Here is a 23,633-nt window from a genome sequence, read left to right as displayed (position 1 = left end):
ACCCGCGCTAAAAAAGGGATTTGCTCCGGTGACGGGACGCAAAGCGCCGGCCCGAAAGGCGGGCCGGCGCAAAAAACAGCCGCCACGGCCGGCGAACCGGACGCAGCGTCCTTACGGCCAGGGCATGATGGGGGGCAGAATACAGAACGGATGTCCCGCGGGGTCGAGCATGACCCGCCAGCGGTCGTCAAATTGGACTTCCGACATGGACGCGCCGCACGACAGGGCGTGCTTCACCCCTTCTTCCACATCCGCGACGTGGAAATCCAAATGCGCCATTTGCTGCTGCTCCTCCGGCGCCGCGGGCCAAACGGGCGGAAGGTAATCATCCGCCTGCTGGATGGTGATCCAGGTGGGGGTCCCCGTTTGCTCCAGGTCCACCAAGACGGTATATTCTTCGCCCTTGAACCGCGTCCAGCCAAGCAGCCTTTCGTAAAATGCGGACAGCTCGTCCGCCCGATCGGAATCCAATACAACATTCCAGCCTGCAAGATGAAGCGCCATGATCTGATCCCTCCGCGTTTTATTGGGAAATGCGAGCTTACCATACAGTTTAATTGCTGCCGGGATGCTTGTCAAATCACTTTTTCAAATCTGTTACGCGCCTGACGGGAGGACGGTGACATGCTAAACGACAGCCTCTACGATATGATTTTCAAGAGAAAATCGTTTCACCTGTTCCGAGATACCGGCGATACCGGCATATCCCCCGAGGAACTGCGGTCGATTGAGGAAACCTGGCGTTCCCTGGTCCCCCTGTGCCCCGGGATTCGGACGGCCATTCGGATCGTCCCGGCTGGGGAAACCACCTGCAAGCGCGGACAGCAGGCCTGTATTTTGCTGTATAGCGAGAGGAAGGACCATTATTTGCAGAACATCGGGTACTTGGGCGAACAGCTGGAGCTGTCCCTTGTCTCGCAAAACATCGGAACGCTGTGGTACGGGATCGGAAAAGCGCCGGGGCCCCCGCCGGAGGGGCTCGATTTTGTCATCATGATCGCCATTGCCAAAATCAACGACGGCCAAAAATTCCGCAAGGACCTGTTCCGGAGCAAACGGAAGCCGGTCGGCGAAATCTGGCGCGGGGAGCCCGTCGAGGGCGTCACCGAAATTGTCCGGTTTGCGCCGAGCGCCTGCAACACGCAGCCGTGGCTGGTGGAACGCGAAGGCGACGCCTTGCGCGTGTACCGCGTGCGCAAGCCGGGCAGGAGCGGGATCATGCCCGCCGGCCAGGTGGCGTTCTACAACCAAATCGATCTGGGGATTTTCTTGTGCTTTCTGGACCTCTGCCTTCAGCGGCGTCACATCCGGTACGAGGCGAAGCTGCACGCGGACCCCGGTTCGGACGGGGAAAAGACGCTGGCCGCGGTCTATAAATGGAAGCAGGACTGAATAAGCGCCGAAGGGGCCGCTCTGTGAGCGGCCCCTTCGGCGTTCATGCGTCCGGTTCGACCGGGACGCCTTCCTGTGATTTCATGACGTTTTGTTGATATTCGTAGTTTTTATACCAATTGTCCAATGAGCCCCAGCCCCGCAGGAGCAGGCCGTAGCCCTGCTGCGCGAGCAGCAGCGGGCGCGGGGTGACGAGGCAGGCGTGTCATCGGTTTTCACGAGACGACCCGTAAAACGGGTAATCATGAGGATGTACCGCCAAATCAGGGATCGCGGCGGGACCCAACACACGCAAAGCCTAAGAAGCTTATCGTAGCAGGTACGGGCGGAATTGTACGCTTGCGATTCCTAGGAGGAGAGTTGAAATATGCCGGAGCTGCGCAAGATTTTGGGAATCTATGCGGAGACCCGGTCGGAACTTCTTTTCAATACTTGCAAAATACAACCCATTATCATACAATAATAATGTTTTCATAAACCATCAAAGTAAATTCTATTTTTGGGTTGAAAAACAAGGGCGTCATAAGGGGGAGTACCCATTTATAAGATAGCGGTTTGTGATGATATTGAGCGGGATTTGGAGGAGATGGCGGCGGCAGCCGCTACGTTGCTGCGGGAAGCAGAGATGGAAACCGAGACCGAATTTTTCCATACGGCCTCTGAACTGCTGAAGGCCCACAAACAGGGAACGTCTTGGGACTTGATCCTGTTGGATATTATGATGGATGACGGGCAGGACGGGATCAATGTCGCGGAATGCCTGAGGGAACGCGGTGATGAAACCGATCTGGTGTTCGTTTCAAGAAGCCCGGAGTTTGCGCTGGCGGGCTATCGAAGCTATCCGGTGAGTTATCTGCTGAAGCCGCTTACACAGGAAAACCTGAGGCCGGTATTGCTGCATTGCCTGGAAAGGCGTAAGGAGCGGCCTTCTCTCGTATTGGAGACGTTGGGAGGCGGCGCAACCGCGATCCGATTGAGTGATATTCGTTATATTGAGATTTTCCGACGGGAACTGGTGGTTCACTGTAAGGAAAAAACCGTTTCCTGCTTCGGCGCGTTGAAAACAGTTCTGGACGCGCTGCCGCCGGAAAGCTTTTACCACTGCCACCGCAGCTTTATTGTCAACCTCGCGTGTGTGAGCGGGATTCAAAAATACCGGTTTCTGCTGCACGGCGAAGGGGAGGTTCCGGTTGCCGTCCGGCGTTATCAGGATGCGCAGGCCCGGTGGCTGGAGTTTCTTACATAAAAAGCCGCTTTCGCAAGCGGCTTTTTTGCACGAGGAGAATCAATGATTTTCCGGGGGAAGCCGTAATGCGGCTTGCAGAGTAAATACCGACCCCAGCTGCCGAAGCTCCAACGCCCCGTCATATTTCTCGGCCACCCGGCGCATGGTGGGAATCCCCAATCCGTGGCAGCCGGCATCGGGTTTGCTGGTGAGAAAAGAGCTGCTCCCCGTATTCCGGGGCGGGGCGGAATTCTGGCAGATGACGAGGAACACCCCTTGCCTGACCGCCAGCGACAGGGAAATAAAACGCTCACTGCCGGCGGGAAGGCGCTCACACGCCTCCACCGCGTTATCCAGCAGATTTGATAAGAGCATACACAAATCCGCGTCGGCGATGGGCAGGTTTTCGGGGACGCGGACCTCACACTCGATCCGGATGCCGGCGTTCCCCGCGGGGCCGAGCCGCCCCGAAAGGATGGCGTTCACCAGAAAATTTTCCGTATAATAGAGCTGTGGAAGCTCCTCTTTTTGCCGGTCGAGCTCGGCCAAATACGCGCCCAGACGGACATATTCTTCCGCCTGATAAAAAGCCGTCATTGTTTCCACATGGTGACGCAGCTCGTGCTTCAGGGCACGTGCTTGCTCAATGGCGCCGCGCATCTGAGCGGCGCTATCGGCGGCGAACCGATTTTGCAGCTTCATTGCTTGAAGTTCGGCGCTTTCCCGCAAAAGCCGTGCATTCCGGCGCACCATCAGGCCGCCGAAGGCCAGGACCAGCGCGGCCCCCGCGTACTCCTCCTGCCAGAGTCCATAGATCGGCTCGAACTTGTTGGCGTCCCAGAAGTCCGCGAAGAGGCTGACGCCCAGAATGCCCGCGGCGGCCAGCACAAACGGGACCGCGCCATGCTTTTCCCCGCCAAGCCCGGTCCCCGCGCAAAGGGCGAGGAAAGCCCAGATCAGCAGTTTGGCCCCATCCATCAGCCCGCCGTAAAACTTGACGAAACCGGGCGCCGCCGGTATGATGAAAAGTACGGCGGTCATAGACAAAATGCACACGAAAAGTGCGGCGGGGCGCAGAAGCCGCCGGTACCAGGCGTTCCGGCGTAGTCCGGAGGCGACGGCCGCCACCGCCGCCGCCTCGCAGAGCGCCAGAAGCCAGGAGGCGTCCTCCACCGCGTACCAGAGCGTCCCTGAAAGCCCCAGCTGCCACACGAATGGATGAAGGCAGTGGACGGCGAAGGCGAGGCAGAGGACGCCGAAGTGGAGGAAAAGCCCATCCCTTTCCCGCGAAAACCACAGCGACAGGGAGAAGATCGCCAGAGTCAGCGCCGAAACCACCGCCGCAGAATATACCAGTGTGCGAAGAAAGGACATTTGCCCAATGGCTTCAGCGGTGCCCAGCATGGGCGGGTAGGTGAGGCCGCTGTAGTAGTGGCTCCGATTGACGGTTTCCAGCCGAAGGCCGGTGTCACCGCCACCCACGGGGACATCGATCACAGCGCCCGATCCAGTGGATGCCGTCGGCCGTTGGTTCACATAAAGCGTATATTCGGTGAAGACCTGCGGCAGCTCCAGCAGGAGGGTGCGGGGCGGGCCTTCATAGCGCAGAGTCAGGGTATAGGTCCCTTCGCCAAAGGGGGAATCCCGGCCCGGCAGAAATGAAAAATTGGAATACTGCCCAATGAAAACCTCCCGTCCGTCCAGGAGCCAGCCGTCGACCAGCGGGATGGGTTTCGTCAAATCGCTTTCGGAAAAAGAAAACACGCCGTCCTCGCCGTAAGGGGGGCCGGCGGTATATTTGTTATCGAAGCGGTAGGTGTCGGCCAGCAGCAACGCGAACGCCAGCAGGGAGCACGCCGCGCAAATCCAGGAAAGGAGACGGTATTCATGAAGTTTTTGCATCAATTAACGCTCCTTTCTCTCTGCGCCGTATTGCCGCTGGGGATGGTCTGTCCGGTCCACGCGGAGGGGGAGCCGCCCCAGGCGCGGGTCTACCGCGCAGCGGACGACAGCCCGTATCAAATCCGATTCAACCGGGACATCGATTTTGGGCTCATTACCCGGAACATCGGCGAGGATGACTTCTACTGGGACAGCGGGAGCGACACGTTTGCACTGCTGTGGGACGAGGGGGAATTCGACGCCGCGGTGGGGCGGGGAGAAACCGCGTTCACCATGACGGGCGAATACGGCCTTCCCGGTCAAAGTTCCCCGGAGCTGGCGGAACTTTGGGACATGGGACTCGTGACCATGCCGGACCCGCCGAGGCTGCTGGTCCATATTCGCCTCCGGGACGATCAGACGGTTTACAGTGTCCAGGACGAGGAGATCATATGGAAGGTGCGGGAGGACACGCTCTTTGAGGATGCCATACGGTATCAGGACACCCTGACGCTGCGGCCGGCGGAGGGGGCAAACCCCTATCAAGACCCCGCCAGCCTGGATTTTTGCGTCACCTGGAACCGGGCCGACTATGAAGCGGGCATCGGGAGCGGCGCGGAAACCTTCACGATTTCCGGCATTTACGGAGAGCCGGACTGGGACGAGATGAAGGGCTGGGCCAGAGCGGAGGGAACCGCCGTGGCGGCGGTGGCCGTTGAGAGGGAACCCGGCGAACCGCTTGTTTACCGGGATCCGGCGGCCGACGACCTCGGCGGCATGGTCTGCGCCGCCTACGTGACTTCGGGAACGCGGTTTGATGAGCTGCGCCTTCCGGAGGAAGCGACGCTGCGCCTGGTGGACGGGACCTATCAGGACACGCGGCGCTTTGCTTACCGGTGGAGCCGCGAGGCATTTGAAGCGGGCATCAAGCCGGGGGCGGAATGTTTTACCGTTCCGGGCAGCTACGCCCCCCATGCCGCTTGGACCGGCGGGGAGAAGCAGCGCTGGGACGACGGGCTAATCCTGGTGGACATGCCCGTTCCCGAACTCACCGTCCATGTGCTGCGGGACAGGGAGTTCCCCTTCACCGCCGACGTCAGGATCAACAGCTACGGCGATCTGGGCCCCTATTTTGCGTTCCCCTGGGTCGCGGGGATGGAAAAAGCCGTCCTCGCCTACTCCCTGGACAACGAAACCTGGTATGAGGAACCCTGGTCCTGGGATGACCTCCCCAGCGACCAGCGGCAAAGCGGAAGATTTGAATACACGCTGATTGCCGCGGATGAGGATTACAATCCGATGATAACAGAATCCACCGCCGTTTTGTATGTGAAAGTGACGGTCGTTGGCTCCCCTTTCGCGGGGGTCACGAAAGTTTTTGACCTCAAGCCGTCCTCCGGGGGTTGGGATATGACGCCCCACGACGACAACAGCGGCGACCACGGCGGCGGGGGCCAGGGAGAAAACGACCGCCCAGGCAAAGAGAAGTCGGACGACGCGCCGGAGCGCTCCCCCGAGACGGGCGCATCCTCCGGGCCAAAGCCCGCCGGACCCACATCCGAGCCGCCGGAAAGCGGGCAAACGCCTCAGCCCTCCCAGGCAAAGCCGCTGGCTGATAAGACGGGCGGAGCCGCCAAAACGGATCTTGCATCCCGGGAAGATTCCGTCGGCCCATCGTCAGAAGCGGCAAGCGAAAAAGAGGATGCGGCGCCGGTATCGGTTCCCGATCCCCCGGCCAGCCCTGTGGCCGCGGCCGCGTCCAATCCCTCGCCCCCCCATGTCCCCGGTTTCGCGGCGGCGACGGCTGCCACGGCCGCGCTGGTCCTGGGGGCCGCGATCTGGTCCCATCGGCATGGAAAACAAAAATAAGAAACCCCATGCACCTGCTCTTCTGCCTGAAGAGCAGGTGTTTTTCTATTATACGTTATACGGTATCACAGAAACTCCCGCCGCGTCAACCGGCCGTCATTGCATTCGTACCGTATATGTGACGTTGGTGCAAAAGGTCACACGAGAAATGCAAAAACTGATAAAATTATGATAATTGTATCGCGTATCCGACAATCAGGGTTAAGAGAGGGGGCATGCCCCCTCTCTTAACCGCCCCATGGGGCGGTTAAATTCCTTTGTCAGAGAGCAATCTTTATAGGAGGGCGAACTATGAAAAATCACACCTGCCGCCGGGGGCTTTCATTGCTGCTGGCCGTCTGTATGGCGCTGAGCATGACCAACAGTTTTGTGTATGCACAGGCCGGGGAGGAACCGGCGAACATTGTGCAGCAGGATACGGCAGAAGAGGCGGGCAGCTCCAGGGATTCCTCTCCCGCCCTTGACAATACGCCTGTAAAGATAGAGGAGGCAAAGGACCAGCCCGCGCCGAATAGCAGTAGCGGTCTTCCGGTGGACTCTGAGAAGGCGGAGACGCCTGAGCCGCCCGCGCCGCCAACCTGCAGCTGCCCGGCTGCGGACAGCGGCGAGGTGGCGCACAGCGAGGACTGCCCTCTCTACAGAAAGCCGGACGAGCCCGCGCAGGAAAAGAAATGCACCTGCGCCGCGCTTTGCACAGAGGACGCGGTGGATGTGGAGTGCCCCGTCTGCGCCGAACACTGGGAGAGCTGCGCCTTTACGGAGGAGCAGCCGGAAGAAAAATGCACCTGCACCGCGCTTTGCACAGAGGACGCGGTGGATGAAGCCTGCCCGGTCTGCGCCGAACACTGGGAAAGCTGCGCCTGTCTGCCGGAACAGTCCGAAGCGGCAAAGGCGGCGCTGGCGCTGATCGCGGCGCTGCCCACGGTGGAGGAGCTGCAAGCCGAGATATTGGCGGCCTACGAAACGGATACGCCGGACGAGGCCGCCGCTGCCGCGCGCATGGATGAGGTGAGGGCACAGGCGGAGGCCGCCCGCGCGGCCTTCGACGCTCTCTCCGACGAGGAGAAAGCGGCGTTCGACCCCGAGGCGCTCGCCAAGCTCGCTGCGCTGGAAACCATGTTTTCAGTGACGACACTGGCGGATGGCGAGCGAATCCCCCTGACGGATGACGTGACGAAGCTGGAACTCGGCGGGTACTACAGTATCAGCAATGACGCCCAGTACCAGCATTTCATAAACCTGATCTCAGCGAACAACCCCGAAGCGTCGTCGATCCATACCGAGATCGGCACCGGCGCCACCGTCTATCTGGAAACGAGCCTGTATGCGGGCGCCGGCATCGGGGGACCCATCGGCGGGAGCATCATTGACTCCAGCTCGACCCCCGTCCGCTTCAACGGCACCTTTGACGGCCAGGGCCATTCGGTAAACCTGAACATCAACGGCAGCATCTACAGCGGGATGTTCGGGGCCCTGGGGGGCAAGGCGGTGGTGCAGAACGTCGTGGTCACCGGCAAGGTGAACGGCGGCGGCTACACCGGCGGCATCGCGGGGAAGGCCTTTGGGGGCACCATCCAAAACTGCGTCAGCCTGGCGGAAGTCAGCGGCGCGGGCAACGTGGGGGGCATCGCGGGGAGCGCCCGCAACATCAAAAACTGCGCCAGCAGCGGCAGCGTCACCGGCACCGGGGAGGCGGTTGGGGGCATCGTCGGCTCCATCGGCGGGGCGCTGGACCACTGTTACAGCACCGGCACCGTCAGCGGCGCGCGCTATGTGGGGGGCGTCGCCGGGGTCAGGGGCAGCGAAACGGTGGGGTACCTGTACGCCCTGGGGGAGAAGGTCACCGGCACCCAGGATGTGGGACGGGTGCTGGGGGGCACCAACAGCGCCGGCACCCCCGAGGGGCCCTTTTATGCCCGGGCGGACCTCCTGTTCGGCGCCGCCGGGTCGGAGCGGACCATCGCCAGCGGCACCGGGGTCAGCGACACCGGCATCCACGGCGAGAGCATCGAGGTCCCCAAAGAAGGGGCCCAAAAGGTTTCCGCCGTCGTGAACCTGGGCAGCAGCGGCTGGAGCTATGGGGACGACGGACTCTTTACCTACGGCGTAAAGCTGCCCCTGCCCACAACCACCGGGGGAGGAACCCTTGGCGCCATCCGGCCCACCCTGCCGGGGAGCTACCGGGAGCCGGACAACAGGCCCGAGCATCTGACCCTGGAGCCCAGCGCGGTGACCATGGCGGTGGGCAAGAGCCGCGACATCATGGCTCTGACAAAAAGCGACGACCAAAAGGTGGAAAACAGAGAGGACAGCTGGACAACAAAATCTAACAATGAAAGTATAATTAAACTCGATGGATTTTTTGAACAGTGCACTATTTATGCAAAGGCGGTCGGCACGGATACCGTGACCGCCAAGGCAAACGATGGGCAAACCGCCTCCTGCGCCGTCACGGTGGTGGAGGCCCCCACCACCGTGACGTTGGACCAGTCCAGTCTGACTCTGAACGCCGGGGATACCGGAACGCTAAAGGCCGCGGTCGACGGAACCACTTACCAAGAGGTGGTCTGGAGCAGCGACGACGAGGGCGTGGCCATTGTGGACGAAAACGGCAAGGTCACCGCTCGGGCCGGGGGAACGACCTGGATCACCGCCGCCTCCGCCCTGGACGACAAGGTGTACGCTCGCTGCACCGTGACGGTCAGGCCCCATGCCAGCGGCGTTACCCTGAACAAAACCGCCATGAGCATCGAAAGAACCAGGTCGGAGTTCCTCACCGCCACGGTGAAGCCCAACGGCGCGGCGGATAAAACCGTCAGCTGGAAGAGCAGCGACGAGAGCGTCGCCACGGTGACCGCCAACGGTAATGTCACAGGCGTCGCCTTGGGCACCGCCACCATCACCGTCACCACCAATGACGGCGGGCATACCGCCTCCTGCCTTGTCACCGTCACCGAACTGTGCACCTGCGCGCTGAATAACTTGCAGCTTACGGGCACAGACCCCATCATCATCCCGGTGGACGCGCCCAGCGCCACCCGGGAGATCGTGGGGAAGGCCGTCTATGCGTCTACTGACGAATGCCCGGCGCACCCCGAGAGGACGATCTCTTACAGCTGCGAGATCGAGAATAATACCGCGGGCGCCACCCTCGAAGGGAATATCCTGACCGTCACCCAGGCGGGCGAGGTAACCGTCCAAGTCACCGCCACCGCCCAGCCCAGCGAAAAGACGAAGTCGGCGCAGGCCACCATCACCGTGACCAAGGCGAAACCGGTGGAAGCCGCCCCCAACATCGGCATCGACTACGTGGCGGAAATCCTCACCGGCTTTGCGGAAGGCGGCGGCTACACGGTAAACGGCAGCCCCGTCACCCTCGACGGCACCACGCTCCACATCGCTGAAAGCTACTTCGGCCAGACCCTTTCCATTGTGAAAAAGGGCGGCGATACCACCGACGACAGCGCGCCCCAGTCCCTGACGGTGCCCGCGCGCCCCGCCGCGCCCGCCACCCCCACGGGGGGCGAAGGGGAGATCACGGGCGTGGACGGCACCATGGAGTACCGGCTTTCCACCGCAAGCGCCTGGACGGCGGTGCCGCAGGGCGCGACCGCCCTCAGCCTTGCACAGGGGGCCTACCGGGTGCGTGTAAAAGCGGTGGACGGCGCGTCCTTCGCCAGCCCGGCAAAGGAGGTCATCGTGGCCGCCATCCCCGACATGAAGATCACCGTCACCCTGGACGGGCAGTCCGTGCAGGGCGCCAGCCTCGCCGACGCCGTGCGCCGGTCGGGGCTTACCGCCAGCGCCATCAAACAGCTCACCGTGACGGCGGGCGAGGTCACCGCCGACGACTGGAAGGGATTTGAAACCGCAGATGCGAATGCCGCCGACAAGACGCTGCCCGCCCTCACCGACTTTGTCGTGGAGGACGCGGTGCAAAGCGTGGCGGACATCCCCCACCACAACACCAACCTGTTCCCCGCTACCATCCGGCGGGTGCGCATCCCCAAGGTCAAAGTGATCGGGGAAAGCGCCTTCTACGAATGTAAGGCCCTGGAGAGCGCCGACTTCCCTGACGCCACCGCCATCTACGGGAACGCATTTTTCCGGTGCGGGAATTTGAAAGAGGCCAGCTTCCCCGCGGTGACAACGATCCGGGATATGGCGTTTTGGTACTGCGAAAAGTTCGACTCCCTGACCCTGGGGGCCACCCCGCCTGCCGCGCCAAATGGGCATCGGCCCTTTGACGAAACCTTACCCGAGTTCCGCTTCCTCCACTTTGTGGGCGCAGACGGTGCGCCCCTTTCCGGCGAAACCCTGGAAGCCGTCCGGAAGGCCTACGACGACGTCGCCGGCTCTAATGGCAACGTGGCGGGGGACGGCCTCTGGTATGGTTGGACGGTGCGGGCCTCCGAGATCACCATTGACAAAGCGGTGCAGACCGTTTCCTACTCGGGCGAGGCCCGGGCCTTTGCCGTAAAGCCCACCCCCGGCGGCATCACCGGTTTTACCGTGACCTACCGGCAGAACGGCGCGAAGACGACCCCCATCGCCGCGGGGACCTACGACGTGACGGTGGCCCGCGCCGCCGAGAGCACCCACCCGGCACTGGAGGAAACCATCCCCGGCGGATTGGTCGTCAGCCCCGCCGTCCCCACCCTCGCCTGGCCCGCGGCAAGCCAGACCATCCAGGAGGGCGGGAGCATCACCCCGCCCAGCGTCACCCTGGTGAACGGCGAAAGCTACAGCGCCGCCCAAAACGGCGAAATCACCTACGCCTATAAGTCCAGGACCGCAAGCATCGCCTCGTTTTTCCGGGGCTTATTCAGCGACGGTTACACCGGCGGCCTGCCCACAGCGCCGGGGGAGTACCTGGTGCGGGCGGGGCTTGCGGCCAGGGGCAACTACGCCGCCGCCGCCACCGCAACCGACCTCCAGCTCACCATCGAGGAAACGCCCGCCGCCGCCATCACCGTCAAGGTGAACGGCTCTCAGCCGGTGGGCGGGGACGACCTGGAGAAGGCAGTGGCGGCCTCAGGCGTCGGTCTTGACAAAATCACCGCGCTGGAGATCGCGGCGGGGGAGATCACCGCCGACGATTGGACCTGGTTTACGGAAAAGAGGGAAAGCCTTATCGCCCTCGCCAGCTTTGAGGCGGCCGGGTCGGTAACGGCCGCGCCGATCCCCAACGTCGGGAACCTCAACGGGAATAATGGCGTCTTTCCCGGCAGCATTGTGTCGGTGAAGCTTCCAGGGCTCACCGCCATCGGGAACGGCGCGTTTATGTACTGCAAGGAGCTGACCACGGCGGAGATGCCCGAGGTCACCCAGATCGGAATGAATGCGTTTGCGAATTGCGAAAAACTGACCGAGGCCGCCTTCCCAAAGGTGGAGGTGCTGCCGAAGTTTGCGTTCGCCAACTGCTCCGCCCTGGAAAAGATCGATTTCAGGGGACTCAAAGCCGCTGGCCAGGGGGCCTTTATGAACTGCAAGGCCCTAAAGGAGGTGAGCCTGCCGGAACTGACGGCCCTCCAGGCCGCCACGAACGACAGCGCCGTCAACCTGTTCAGAGGCTGTACCGCTCTCCAAACCATATCCATGCCCAAGGCTGGATCCGTATCCAACAGCATGTTTTACAGCTGCACCGCACTGACCGTCGTCAGCTTCCCCCAGGCAGCGAGTATTGGCATCAGCGCCTTTTATGGCTGTTCCAATCTGGCTGAGGCCTCCTTCCCCAAGGCGGCTTCTATCGGCTCGAACGCGTTTTACGCCTGCACAAAGCTGGCTACCCTGAAACTGCCGGCCGATCCTCCCAGCGTATCCAATTCCGAGGTTTTCAGAGGCTGCGCTTCCAAGCGTTCCCTGACCCTTCTGGGGACGGACGGCAATACCCTTACCGGCGACGCCCTCGCCGCCGCGCAGGCCGCCTACGACGGTGTGACCGAAAACGGCAACGCGGCGGGGGACGGCCGCTGGTACGGCTGGCTGGTGGGGGAGCCGAAGATCACCATCGGGGAAACGGTGCAGACCGCCACCTACTCGGGCGGCGGCTGGACCTTTACCGTGACGCCCACCCCGAGCGGCGTCACCGGCTTCACGGTCACGTACCAGCAAGACGGGACCCCCGTCGCTTCCCCGACGAACGCGGGGACCTATGACGTGACGGTGTCGCGCCCCGCCGACAGCACCTATGCGGCGTTTGAGAAAACAATTTCCGGTGGACTGGTCATCAATCCGGCCACCCCAACCCTGACATGGCCGGCGGAAAGCCAGACCATCTCCGTGGGCGGGAGCATCACCCCGCCCGGCGTCACCCTGGTGAACGGCGAAACTTACAGCGCCGATGTCAACGGCGAGATCGTCTACGCCTACAAGCCCAAAACCGCGACGGTCGCCTCGTTCTTCCGGAGCTTATTCAGCGACGGCTACACCGTCGGCCTGCCCACGGCGGCGGGGGAATATCTGGTGCGGGCCGGGCTGGCGGCCATGGGCAACTACGCCGAAGCCTCCACCGAAACCGACCTCCAGCTCACCATAACGGAGGCGCCTGCCGATAAGATCACCATCACTCTGGACGGTGGTTCCGCCAGCGGGGCCAGCCTGGAGGAGGCCGTGACAAAGAGCGGCAGGGAGGCGGCAACGGTCAAGGCCCTCACGGTGACGGCAGGCGAGCTGACCGCCGATGACTGGACCTGGTTCCAAGGAAAGTTTTCGGCCCTCACCGGCTTCACGGTGGCGGAAGGCGTGACCGCCGCGGATATCCCCGCCGGCGAGGTAAACCTCCCTGTCTTCCCCACGACCATCCAGAGGGTGCATGCCGCAGGAGTGAAAACCGTCGGCGGCCGCGCGTTTACAGGCTGTCTGAGGCTTACCACAGCCAGCTTCCCCGACGCGACAACCCTTGGCCAAAATGCGTTTTATTGCTGCACCGCCCTCACGGGCGCCAGCTTCCCCAAGGTGACGAAGGTCAGCGCCGACGCCTTCAACGGGTGCGGGCGCCTTTCCACCGTGGATTTTTCGGCCGCGACGATCATTGACATCAGGGCGTTCCAGGACTGCGAGACCCTCACCGCCCCCGTCTTCCCCGCCGCGAAATACATCGGCAACTCCGCGTTCCTTAATTGTGACGGCCTCACCACCCCCAGCTTCCCCGTGGCCGCATCCATCGGCGCCAATGGGTTCAAAGGCTGCACAAAGCTGACGGCCCCTGTCTTTGGGGATGTGACAGACATCGGAGCTTCGGCGTTTTATAACTGTGGGAAGCTTGTAGACGCCAGTTTCCCCCAGGTCCTGGCCATCAGCAACAACACGTTTTATAACTGCACCTCTCTCGTGAGCGCCAGCTTCCCCGGGGCAAAGCAAGTGAACTCATACGCATTTGAAGACTGCAGGAACCTGGAAACAATCAGCTTCCCCGAGGCGATAACCATTGGCAGCAATGCGTTCAAGGGGTGCAACGCCCTCGCCAGCGCCGCCTTCCCCAAGGCCAACTTCATTGGCGACGGCGCATTTGAGAATTGTGCGGCGCTGAAAACCCTCACCCTGGGCGCGGCCCGGCCCACTTCGGTTTCCGCCACCGCCTTTACGGGATGCCCGGACGACCGCAAACTGGCGCTGGTGGGCGCGGACGGTGCCGTGCTGGCAGACGATGACGCCGCATGGGCGTCTTACAAGGCGGCAGGCGACGGCGACACCACCGACAGCTACTGGTACGGCTGGAAGCTGCCCGCAAAGGACCTGCCCGCCGCCAAGATCGCCATCACGCTGGACGGCGGTTCCGCCGGCGGGGCCAGCCTGGAGGGCGCCGTGGCAAACAGCGGCAAGGACGTGGCAGGAGTCAAGACCCTCACGGTGACGGCGGGGGAGCTTATCGCTGGAGACTGGGCCTGGTTCAAAGAGAACTTTACGGCCCTCACCGACTTCACGGTGGCGGAAGGCGTGACCGTGGCGGACATCCCGAGCGACAAGATCTTTCCCTCAAGCCTCGAGCGCGTCTTCATCCCCCAGGCAATCAAAATCGGCAACGATGCGTTTGGGAACTGTAACGGGCTTTCATACGCCAGCTTCCCTCGGGTGACGAAGATCGGTAATAAAGTGTTTGGAAGCGGCGCCCAACTGAAAACGCTTCGGCTGGGCGCGATCCCGCCCGCCGTGAGCTATGACACTGCGTTCGAAGGCTGCCCGGCCGAGCGTTCGCTGGTCCTTGTGGACGCGGACGATCAAGAGCTTTCCAGCGAGGCCCTCGCCGCCGCGCAGAAGGCCTACATCTCCTGTTACGACGAGAATCCGTTCGACCACCGGTGGTATGGCTGGAAGGTCACGGAGCCCGCCCCCACCGCAATCACCATCAAGGTGAACGGCGGCAACCCGGTGGAGGGAGCCAATTTGAACGACGCGGTTTTCAACTCCGGAGGCGCGGACAAGGTTGCAACGCTGGAGGTGCTGTCCGGCGAAATCACCGCTTTCGACTGGAAAAACTTTCATAGCCCATACACCTATGATCAAAACGCTCTAAAGAGCTTTTCGGTTGCGCCCGAGGTCAAAGTGGAAAAAGAGATGGGCAGCGCAAAGTTCAGCAACAGCGCGCTGGAGAGCGTCAGCATCCCGCAGGCGGTCGCCATCGGAGACGTTGCGTTCATCAATTGCTCTCATCTTTCCAGCGTAACCATTCCAGAGGCGACCTCCATCGGGGGACAGGCATTTCGGGACTGTGCCGCCCTGACAAGCGCCGACTTCCCGAAGGCGGCCTCGATTGAATCGGGCGCGTTCATGGGTTGCGGGGCGCTCGCGACGGTTACCCTTTCCTCCGCAACCGAGCTTAAAACAGATACCTTTGAGAAGTGCACGCAGTTGACGGCCGTCAAACTTCCCCAGATAACGAGGATTTGGTCTGATGCGTTTGAAGGCTGTACATCGCTCGCTTCCATCAGCTTGCCGGCCGCTCCGCCGACGGCATCTAAGTCCTCGTTCAGCGGCTGTCCCTCTCCGCGCGCAATCACCTTTGTGGACGCGGGCGGCGCGCCGCTCACCGGCAGCGCCTTGAAGGCGGCGCGGGCTTCCTACAAGGCTGTGGCGGACGGCAACACGGACGACGACCTTTGGTACGGCTGGACGATCGGCAGCGGCGATTCCGCCGGAACCGGCGGCGACCTGACCGCACCGCTGACCCAAGACAAGGTGGACGGCGTGTTCGGGCCTGGCCACGCCACGCTGGACGGCACCACCAATCCCCCCACCATTACAATCAACAACGATGTCGTGGTGGATGAAACCATCGTTGTCAAAGCCGGGGTCGATGTGGTCATCGACCTGGGCGGAAACACCATCACCGGCAAGCCCGGCGTGAGCCCTGTCATCATCATTGAGAGCGGCGCGGACGTGACCATCAAAGGCCCCGGCTCGGTCAACGGCGTCGATGGCGAAAATAAACCCGGTGGGACCGGCGGCAATGGCGGCGACGGCATTCAGGTCGACGGCAGCCTGACGGTGGACGACGGCGCGGATATAAACGGCGGCGCGGGCGGCAGCGGCGATGTGGGCGGCAACGGCGGCGACGCCATCACCGGCAGCGGAAACATTACCATCAACGGCGGCTCCGCCACGGGCGGCGACGGCGGCAGCGGCGCGGGCGGCAACGGCGGCAACGGCGGAGACGGCGCGTCCTCAACCGGCTCTGGAACGGTTGACGTTGGCACGGACGGCAGCGCCGCCGGCGGCAACGGCGGCAACAGCACCGGCGGCAATGGCACGGGCGGTGCGGGCGGCAACGGCACCCAAACCAGCGCGGGCGGCTCCACCACCGTGAACGGTGAAACAAACGGCGGGAACGGCGGCAGCGGTTCCGGCACGGGTGGCGGCGGAAATGGCGGCAACGGCACGGTGATCGACGGCGGTACGGCCGGCGGGAACGGTTCCGCCACCGGCGGCGACGGAGGCGGCGTGCCCGAGGACGGCACAGGCAATCCCGGCACGGGCGGGCAGGGCGTTTCCGGCGGCGATGCGGGCGACGTCGCCAGCACACCCGGTTCCACCGGCGTGTCCGGCTCTGTGATCACCATCACCGTACAGCCCGCAGACAAAACGGTTGCGGCGAACGGCAGCGCCGACTTCACGGTGGAAGCCACGGCCAGCGGCGGCAAAACGCTGATCTACCAGTGGTATCAGATGCTGGGCGACAAGCCGAATCCGAGCAAGGACACCCCGCTTACAAACGCGAAGACATTCACGGCAAACGACAAGAATTATACTGGCATCCGGAGCACCATTTACCAATTCTATTGCGTGCTGTCCGCCAACGGGGCGGAGAGCGTCACCACAAGGGTCGCCACCCTGACGGTCAGCAACGAAACCAGCGGACTCACCGCCCCGCTGACCCAAGAGAAGGTGGACAACGCCTTTGGTCCGGGCAACGCGACGCTCCGGCCGGATGGCACGATCAAGATTGAAAAAGATGTTACCCTGGACGATCCCATCCGGGTGGAAACCGATGTGACCATCGACCTTGGCGGCCACACGATCAACGGCGCCAACGGTCAAAACGGTTCGGACGGCAAGCCATCCTTCGTGGTGGTGGGCGATCACACCCTTACGATCATCGGCGGCGGCACGATTTCCGGCGGCGATGGCGGCGATAACCCCGGCGGTACAGGCGGCGACGGAGCGCCCGGCGTCGACCTGGGTTCGGACGGCAACATTTCTGTTGACGATGGCGCCATCACCGGCGGCGACGGCGGCAGCGGCTCTACTGGCGGAAATGGCGGAAACGGTGTCACTGGCGGCGGTGGCAGCGACGTCGAAATCGGCACGGGAGGCAGCGCCTCCGGCGGCAACGGCGGCGACGGCTCCACCGGCGCGGGCGGCAACGGCGGCGATGGCACGTCCACAGGCGGCAGCACCGTTGTCAACGGTGAAACCACCGGCGGCAACGGCGGATCCGGGAGCACAACCGGCGGCGATGGGGGTAACGGCTCGACCTCGGCCGGTTCCGGCTCTATTGATGTAGGTACCGGTGGGAACGCGACTGGCGGCGACGGCGGCAACGGAACAGGAAACGGCGGCGGCGGCAACGGCGGCAATGGCACCGAAACCGGCGGCTCCACCACGGTCGGAGGAAACACCGCCGGCGGCTCTGGCGGCATGGGATCCGGCACGGGCAACGGTGGTGACGGCGGCGACGGCACGGTCATCGGCGGCGGTGCGGCTGGCGGGAATGGTTCCGCCACCGGCGGCGACGGCGGAAACATCCCTGGCGATGGTACCGGAAATCCAGGCGCCGCTGGCGAAGGCGTCAGCGGCGGCGATGCGGGTAACGTCAACAACACCCCCGGCAAGGCCGGCTTTAAGGTCACAGCAATCGTGGATGACACGAAGGCCGGGACCACCGTGACCGCACCTGAAAAGGATCTGGCCGACGCGGTAATCACGCAAGAGGATATCGATAACAACCGCAACGTCAAGGTGGAGCTGATCGTCGAAAAGAGGGATGATCAACCCGATAAGACTCTTGTGGAACAAACCTTGGGAGGAACCAAGGCGGACACCATCGGCGTCTACTTCGAGATCACGCTTGAAAAGACCGTGACCGAAAGCGGGACGACAAAGCCGACGGAAACGATCACCGAGTCGCACCAACCGATCGAGATAACCATAACCATCCCTGACGATATGCGCGGCGGCAGCAATTATGTGGTCATCCGCGTACATGATGGCAGCGCTGTGGCTTTGCCAACCACGCAGTCCGAAAACAAGCTGATATTCCAAACCGACAAATTTTCCACCTACGCCATCGCGTACACCCCGGGTGGAACGACCCCGCCCGCACCGCCGCACGGCGGTGGTAGCCATGGAAGCAATGGAGGCTCTTCCCCGGATAACGATCAGTACGAATTCTGGATGGGCGTCAAGGACAAAATTAACGGCGCGCGGGATGGGGACGTGGTCAAGGTGAACGCACATGGCTACGACAAGATGCCATGGAGCGTCATGGACGCCCTTCGCGAGAATAGCGGTGTGAACCTTGTCATCTCCTGGAATGGTGAAACCATCACGATCCCAGAGGGGAAAGCTCAGAAAAACGAATCCGGCCGGATATATTGGCCGCTCAGCAAGCTGGCGGAACTGTACGCGGGGATTGCCGAGAGCACCGTTCTCAATCCCGCTGCGGAAACGAACCCCGAAACAGGCGGACCCGGCAAGTATATTCCCGTGACCGGAGGCGTCCTATATGAGGTGACCGCGCCTGCGGCAGAACCTGTCCGGCCTTCCATTCCCGGGCAGGCGGTGCGGCTCCAGACGGATGTGCCTGAAACCATGACCCCGCCGGACGCGGGATTCCAAGCGGATGCTTATGCTGGCACCCCTGATGCTGGGATGGCGGAGCACAGTGTAAACGGAATATCCCTTGCAATCGCCGCGGTGATACTGATGATTCTTGCAGGGTATGGGGTGTGGACTTGGAAAAAGAAAAAAAGTTAACATTCGCACCCCAATTACAGGAATTGCGTCGCAGCCGCGGCCTGACCCGAGCGCAACTCACGAACAGCATAGGAGAGAAACAGGAAACCGTCAGCGGCTGGGAACGCGGCAAAGAGGCGCCGGGAGTCGTCACGATTGTCAAGCTGTCGGATGCCCTTCAGGTTTCGATCAATTACCTTTCGAATAATTGTTTCATCCAAATTTAAATCCAGCAGCCGATCTTTTTTATCCTCAACCCGCCGGCGGCCAAAAATTCCGCAAGGACCTGTTCCGGAGCAAACGGAAGCCGGTCGGCGAAATCTGGCGCGGGGAGCCCGTCGAGGGCGTCACCGAAATTGTCCGGTTTGCGCCGAGCGCCTGCAACACGCAGCCGTGGCTGGTGGAACGCGAAGGCGACGCCTTGCGCGTGTACCGCGTGCGCAAGCCGGGCAGGAGCGGGATCATGCCCGCCGGCCAGGTGGCGTTCTACAACCAAATCGATCTGGGGATTTTCTTGTGCTTTCTGGACCTCTGCCTTCAGCGGCGTCACATCCGGTACGAGGCGAAGCTGCACGCGGACCCCGGTTCGGACGGGGAAAAGACGCTGGCCGCGGTCTATAAATGGAAGCGGGACTGAATGAACGCCGAAGGGGCCGCTCTATGAGCGGCCCCTTCGGCGTTCATGCGTCCGGTTCGACCGGGACGCCTTTCTGTGATTTCATGACGTTTTGTTGATATTCATAATTTTTATACCAATTGTCTAATGAGTCCCAGCCCCGTAGGAGCAGGCCGTAACCCTGCTGCGCGAGCAGCAGCGGGCGCGGGGTGACGAGGCAGGCGTGGTCCTGCCGCCAGGCCTCGAACGCATTGAAGGGCTCCAGGGAGATGGCGTACTGCCTGCCCAGCAGGGCGACGCTGTATCGGAGTTCCCCGGCGGGCGCGATCTCAAGCGCGCGGACGCCGGCTGCGTTTTCATAGCGGGAGCTGGTGGTGTCGACCCACAGGAAGAGGGCCAGCCAGCCCGTCAGGATCAGGGTCAAAAGAAAGGAAACCCAAAAGAGGCGCGCATCTCTGTTTAACATCCTGTATTTTCACCTTAGGTTTATACCAATAGACTATCCATTTGGAGCAGTTTCCGGGGATGCTTCGCGGTTTTCGTTGAGCATCCGCGCGAGGGACTTCCCGACCAGTTCGGCGGTATAGACGCTCTCGTCGAGGGTGTTGGCGTTGGAGCCGACCTCGAGGAGCAGCGAGCCGGTGGTCAGATCCATGTTGTATTTTCGGTAGCAGAAGAAGATCGGGCGGGTCAGCTCGGGGGTGTCCTGCTCGATGGCGTCCTGAAGGGACGCGGCAAAGCGCAGGTTTTCCCGCCACTCGGGGACGTTCATCGTGCCGTCGTCGCTGCCGGTGATGATCATGAGCTGGGCGGCCTTGCGGCCGTTGATCTCCACCGTGGGCTTGACGATGAGGTCGTCCTCCCGCTGGATGGCGTCGCGGTGCACGTCGAGCGCGATCTTGATGGTCGGATACTTCTCCAGATAGGACTTGATCGTTTCGGCGCTGCGCTCGTAGGAGCCGTTGTAGGAGGGGTAGTCGTGCTGGGTCGTATCGTGCACGACCCCGATCCCCGCGTCCCGCAGAGCCTTTTCCAGCGCGTTGCCCACCGCGACCATATTCTTAGTGTTGTCCGTTGACCGCCAAGTATTCCGCATGTCATAATTTTCACTGTCGTAGGGCTCGTAGCTCTCGGTCGCGTGGGTGTGGAAGATGAGCACCTGCGGCGCGGGGGTGTCCTCCAGCCGGATGTTGAGCCCCTGCTCCATGATCTCCCGGATGTCGTCGGCAGGCACCTCGGTATAGTTGCGGAGCAGGCCCTCGCCGTAGGGGATCAGGCTGTCGCCCGAGCCCGCCATGTTCTCCTGCACGATCCGCCCCCGGTATTCCGCGGGCACGGGATGGGAGTTGTCCGCGGCGGGAGAGGGGTCGGCGACGCGCACCTGCTTGGCGGGGACGGGGGAGGATTCGGGCAGGCCCTGCGGCGCGGCGGAGGCGTCTTCCTCGTCAAAGGGCGCGACGTAGGGCGCGACCTGGGATTCCTCGCCCTGATAGTAGGCGGGGTCGATCTTGTCCGCGAACCGCGATTCCAAAAGGGCGAGCGACCCCTCGGGCATGTTCACCATCGCCGAGATGAGCGCGGCGCGCTCGGTCAGCTCGCCCAGGTCGGGGGAAAGCGAAAAAACCGCCATAATCGACAGCGGCAGAACAACGACCATTGTAATGACGGCCCCAAGGCGGCGCGCCGGCCCGGGTGCACGACCATATCGTTTCACATTCCCGCCCCCCAAAGCATAAAAAGCGTTTCTATGCATTCTATTCAGGGGGAAGGGGGTTTATGCCGGGGGGTTACGACACGAGGTAGGTGATGTCCTCGAGGGAGAGCTGGGGCTGGAGCGCGGCGTTGATGGCGAGCGAAAGGTGCTTGGCCCCCCGCTCGATGATCGCGTCGATGTCGCGGGGGGTGACCATCATGGCGGAAGCGCCGGGCGCGGCGTCGCGGCCGTCGTCCCCGAGGATGTCGCGGGCGAGGGTCTCGCCATCGACGACGGTGGGGATGCCGACCGATACGACCGGCACGCCGAGGGATTCCTCGCTCAGCTCCCGCCGGGCGTTGAGCACCCCCGAGCCGGGGGAGATGCCGCTGTTGGAAAGCTGGATGGTGCGGCCGAGCCGGTCGAGGGAGCGGGAGGCGAGCGCGTCGATCACGACGACGCAGGCGGGCGCGAGGTCGCGCACGATCGAACGGACGATCTCGCCCGTCTCGATGCCCGTCTGTCCGAGCACGCCGGGCGCGAGGGAGGCCACGGGGCGCAGCCCCGAAAGGCCGGTCTGCTCCGCGAGCTGGGCGGGGATGTGCCGGGTGGCGAGCACCTGGTGGGCGGCGCGGGGGCCGAGCGCGTCGGGGGTAATCTGCTCGTTGCCGAGCCCGACCACGAGCACCGAGCCCTCCGCGGGCAGCAGCGCGGAGAGCTCGTCCGCGACGGCGTGGGTCACGTCGTCCGCCGGTTCCACGCTGGAGGACACGGCGGGCAGTTCAAGGGTGATGTACCGGCCGCACGGCCGTCCGAGACGCTCGGCGGCCTCGGGTTTGGTGATCTCCACGCGGGTGAGCTTGACGCCCGCCCGCTCGTCCTCCGCGATCGAAACGCCGTCAGGCAGGCGGTCCCGGTAGGGTTCGGCGGCTTCCACCGCGAGGTCGGTCCGGATCAGGTTCATGGGGGTCCCTCCGATTCTTGACGAAACTGTTAAAGTTTTTCGCGCGGTTGTAAAAGCCGGGCGGTTGGTGTATATTATAAGGACGGAACGACGCGGCGGCCAAGCCGCGGGATAAAGGAAAGGAAAGCTATGAGCGTGCGGAAAATCGGGGCGCGGATACTCGCCGCCGGCGTGATCATATTGTTGGTCGCCCTGCTTCTTTTATTCAATACGAACTCGGTGTGGGCCCTCATCACACTGGGGCTTTCGATCGTTGTGAACACCGCCGGCCTGGCGATGCTCATGGTGAGGGACAAGAACGCGGATGAATGACGGGGGATAACACCATGGACTACCTGCGCCGCACTTGGGCGGACATCGACCTGGACTGCATCGTACACAACTACCGCGAGCTCAAAAGCCGCCTGACGCCCGGCTGCCGCACGATGGCGGTGGTCAAGGCGGACGCCTACGGCCACGGGGACGGCTACGTCTCCCGCGCGCTCCAGCAGGAGGGCGCCGACTGGTTCGCGGTTTCCAATATCAACGAGGCGATCTCCCTGCGCAGGCAGAAGGTCGCCCGCCCGATTTTGATCCTGGGCTGCACGCCGCCCGAGATGGCGCACACCCTGGCGGAGCTGGGCATCTCCCAGACAGTCTATTCGGAGGAGTACGCGGGGGAGCTTTCCCGCGCCGCGGTCGAACAGAAGGCCGTGATCGACTGCCATGTGAAGATCGACACGGGCATGAGCCGCATCGGCTTTTTCGCCCAGCACGGCCATGAGGCGCGCGCCGCCGAGGAGATCGCGCGGGTGTGCGCGCTGCCCGGACTTTCCTGCACCGGCGTCTTTACCCACTTCGCCTGCGCCGACGAGTGCGCCGGGGACAGCCGGGACTATACCCGGATGCAGTACAGGTCCTTCCTGGACACGGTGGAGCTGCTGGAAAAGCGGGGGATCACCTTCGCGCTGCGCCACTGCTGCAACAGCGCGGCGGCGCTCGCCTATCCCGAGATGCACCTCGACATGGTGCGGCTCGGCGTTGTGCTCTACGGCCTGCCCCCCTCCCCCGAATACGCGGGGATGGCGGACCTGCGGCCCGCCATGTCCCTCTACACCACCATCACGATGGTCAAGACGCTCGAGGCCGGGATCGCCGTCAGCTACGGCCGCCGGTATGTCACCGAGCACGACGGCCAGAGACTCGCCTCCATCGCGATCGGTTACGCCGACGGCTACCGCCGCAACTTCACCAACAAGGGCCGCGTGATCGTTCGCGGACAGTACGCGCCCATCACCGGCGCGGTCTGCATGGACCAGCTCATGGTCGACGTGACCGGGATCGACGGGGCCCGCAGCGGCGACGTCGTCACCCTCATCGGCAGCGAGGGCGGCAAGTCGATCACCCTCGACGATTTTGCCGCGCTCAACGGCACGATCAACTATGAGGAGGCCTGCCTCATCGGCAGGCGGGTCCCGCGGGTATACATACAGGCCGGCCGGGAGATCGCAGCCGTCGACTATGTGATCGCCACGCTGTGAGATTGTCCGCTCGGAGAGCG

At 62.9% G+C, this 23,633-nt stretch carries 13 protein-coding genes; 8 read left to right on the top strand and 5 right to left on the bottom strand.

The features are described 5' to 3' along the window. Positions 1-111: 111 nt before the first annotated feature. A complete protein-coding gene (locus RCI06_RS03855; RefSeq protein WP_101548373.1) occupies positions 112-504 on the bottom strand; it encodes a VOC family protein in 393 nt (130 codons plus the stop codon). Between the two features lie 120 nt (positions 505-624). Here RCI06_RS03855 and RCI06_RS03850 point away from each other — a divergent pair, with 120 nt between their 5' ends. Both RCI06_RS03850 and RCI06_RS03845 read left to right on the top strand, forming a co-directional pair. Beyond that, complete coding sequence (locus tag RCI06_RS03850) at positions 625-1,392, top strand: nitroreductase family protein (RefSeq protein ID WP_306574400.1); 768 nt, start codon at positions 625-627, stop codon at positions 1,390-1,392. Positions 1,393-1,978: 586 nt separating this feature from the next. Further along, entirely contained in the window at positions 1,979-2,638 is a 660-nt protein-coding gene (locus RCI06_RS03845; RefSeq protein ID WP_306574417.1) for a LytTR family DNA-binding domain-containing protein, read from the top strand. A 39-nt stretch (positions 2,639-2,677) separates the two neighbouring features. On the opposite strand, the gene RCI06_RS03840 is transcribed toward RCI06_RS03845, so the two are convergent. After that, positions 2,678-4,519 carry a sensor histidine kinase gene (locus RCI06_RS03840; RefSeq protein WP_306574399.1) on the bottom strand — a complete coding sequence of 614 codons (1,842 nt, stop codon included), beginning with the start codon at positions 4,517-4,519 and terminating at the stop codon, positions 2,678-2,680. On the opposite strand from RCI06_RS03840, the gene RCI06_RS03835 reads away from it, so the two are divergent. The 4 genes from RCI06_RS03835 (at position 4,505) to RCI06_RS03820 (ending at position 19,457) form a co-directional block, all read left to right on the top strand. Further along, on the top strand, positions 4,505-6,367 hold the full coding sequence (locus tag RCI06_RS03835; protein WP_306574397.1) for a hypothetical protein: 1,863 nt from the start codon (positions 4,505-4,507) through the stop codon (positions 6,365-6,367). The genes RCI06_RS03840 and RCI06_RS03835 overlap by 15 nt on opposite strands. 291 nt (positions 6,368-6,658) lie before the next feature. Beyond that, positions 6,659-18,841, top strand: a complete 12,183-nt coding sequence (locus RCI06_RS03830; protein WP_306574396.1) for a leucine-rich repeat protein — start codon at positions 6,659-6,661, stop codon at positions 18,839-18,841. Continuing rightward, positions 18,820-19,047 (top strand): helix-turn-helix domain-containing protein, encoded by a 228-nt coding sequence (locus RCI06_RS03825; RefSeq protein ID WP_306574394.1) that lies wholly within the window; start codon positions 18,820-18,822, stop codon positions 19,045-19,047. Before RCI06_RS03830 ends, RCI06_RS03825 begins: the two co-directional genes overlap by 22 nt. Continuing rightward, positions 19,029-19,457, top strand: a complete 429-nt coding sequence (locus RCI06_RS03820) for a nitroreductase family protein (RefSeq protein ID WP_306574393.1) — start codon at positions 19,029-19,031, stop codon at positions 19,455-19,457. The genes RCI06_RS03825 and RCI06_RS03820 overlap by 19 nt, the downstream gene beginning before the upstream one ends. A gap of 43 nt (positions 19,458-19,500) precedes the next feature. On the opposite strand, the gene RCI06_RS03815 is transcribed toward RCI06_RS03820, so the two are convergent. The 3 genes from RCI06_RS03815 to gpr all read right to left on the bottom strand — a co-directional run bounded on the left by RCI06_RS03815 (position 19,501) and on the right by gpr (position 22,093). Then, on the bottom strand, positions 19,501-19,902 hold the full coding sequence (locus RCI06_RS03815; protein ID WP_306574391.1) for a hypothetical protein: 402 nt from the start codon (positions 19,900-19,902) through the stop codon (positions 19,501-19,503). A gap of 33 nt (positions 19,903-19,935) precedes the next feature. After that, entirely contained in the window at positions 19,936-21,093 is a 1,158-nt protein-coding gene (spoIIP, locus tag RCI06_RS03810) for a stage II sporulation protein P (RefSeq protein ID WP_276874687.1), read from the bottom strand. A 130-nt stretch (positions 21,094-21,223) separates the two neighbouring features. Next, positions 21,224-22,093, bottom strand: a complete 870-nt coding sequence (gpr, locus tag RCI06_RS03805) for a GPR endopeptidase (protein ID WP_101548393.1) — start codon at positions 22,091-22,093, stop codon at positions 21,224-21,226. Between the two features lie 129 nt (positions 22,094-22,222). On the opposite strand from gpr, the gene RCI06_RS03800 reads away from it, so the two are divergent. Continuing rightward, the gene (locus RCI06_RS03800) at positions 22,223-22,405 is read left to right on the top strand and encodes a hypothetical protein (RefSeq protein WP_101548394.1); all 183 of its coding nucleotides are present in this window, start codon (positions 22,223-22,225) and stop codon (positions 22,403-22,405) included. Continuing rightward, a complete protein-coding gene (gene alr / locus RCI06_RS03795) occupies positions 22,402-23,613 on the top strand; it encodes an alanine racemase (protein WP_306574389.1) in 1,212 nt (403 codons plus the stop codon). The genes RCI06_RS03800 and alr overlap by 4 nt, the downstream gene beginning before the upstream one ends. The last annotated feature ends 20 nt before the right edge of the window (positions 23,614-23,633 follow it).

Source organism: Anaerotruncus massiliensis (ex Togo et al. 2026), assembly GCF_030825285.1.
Taxonomy (GTDB): Bacteria; Bacillota; Clostridia; order Oscillospirales; family Ruminococcaceae; genus Anaerotruncus; species Anaerotruncus massiliensis.
This window is presented reverse-complemented; position numbering and strand designations above follow the sequence as displayed.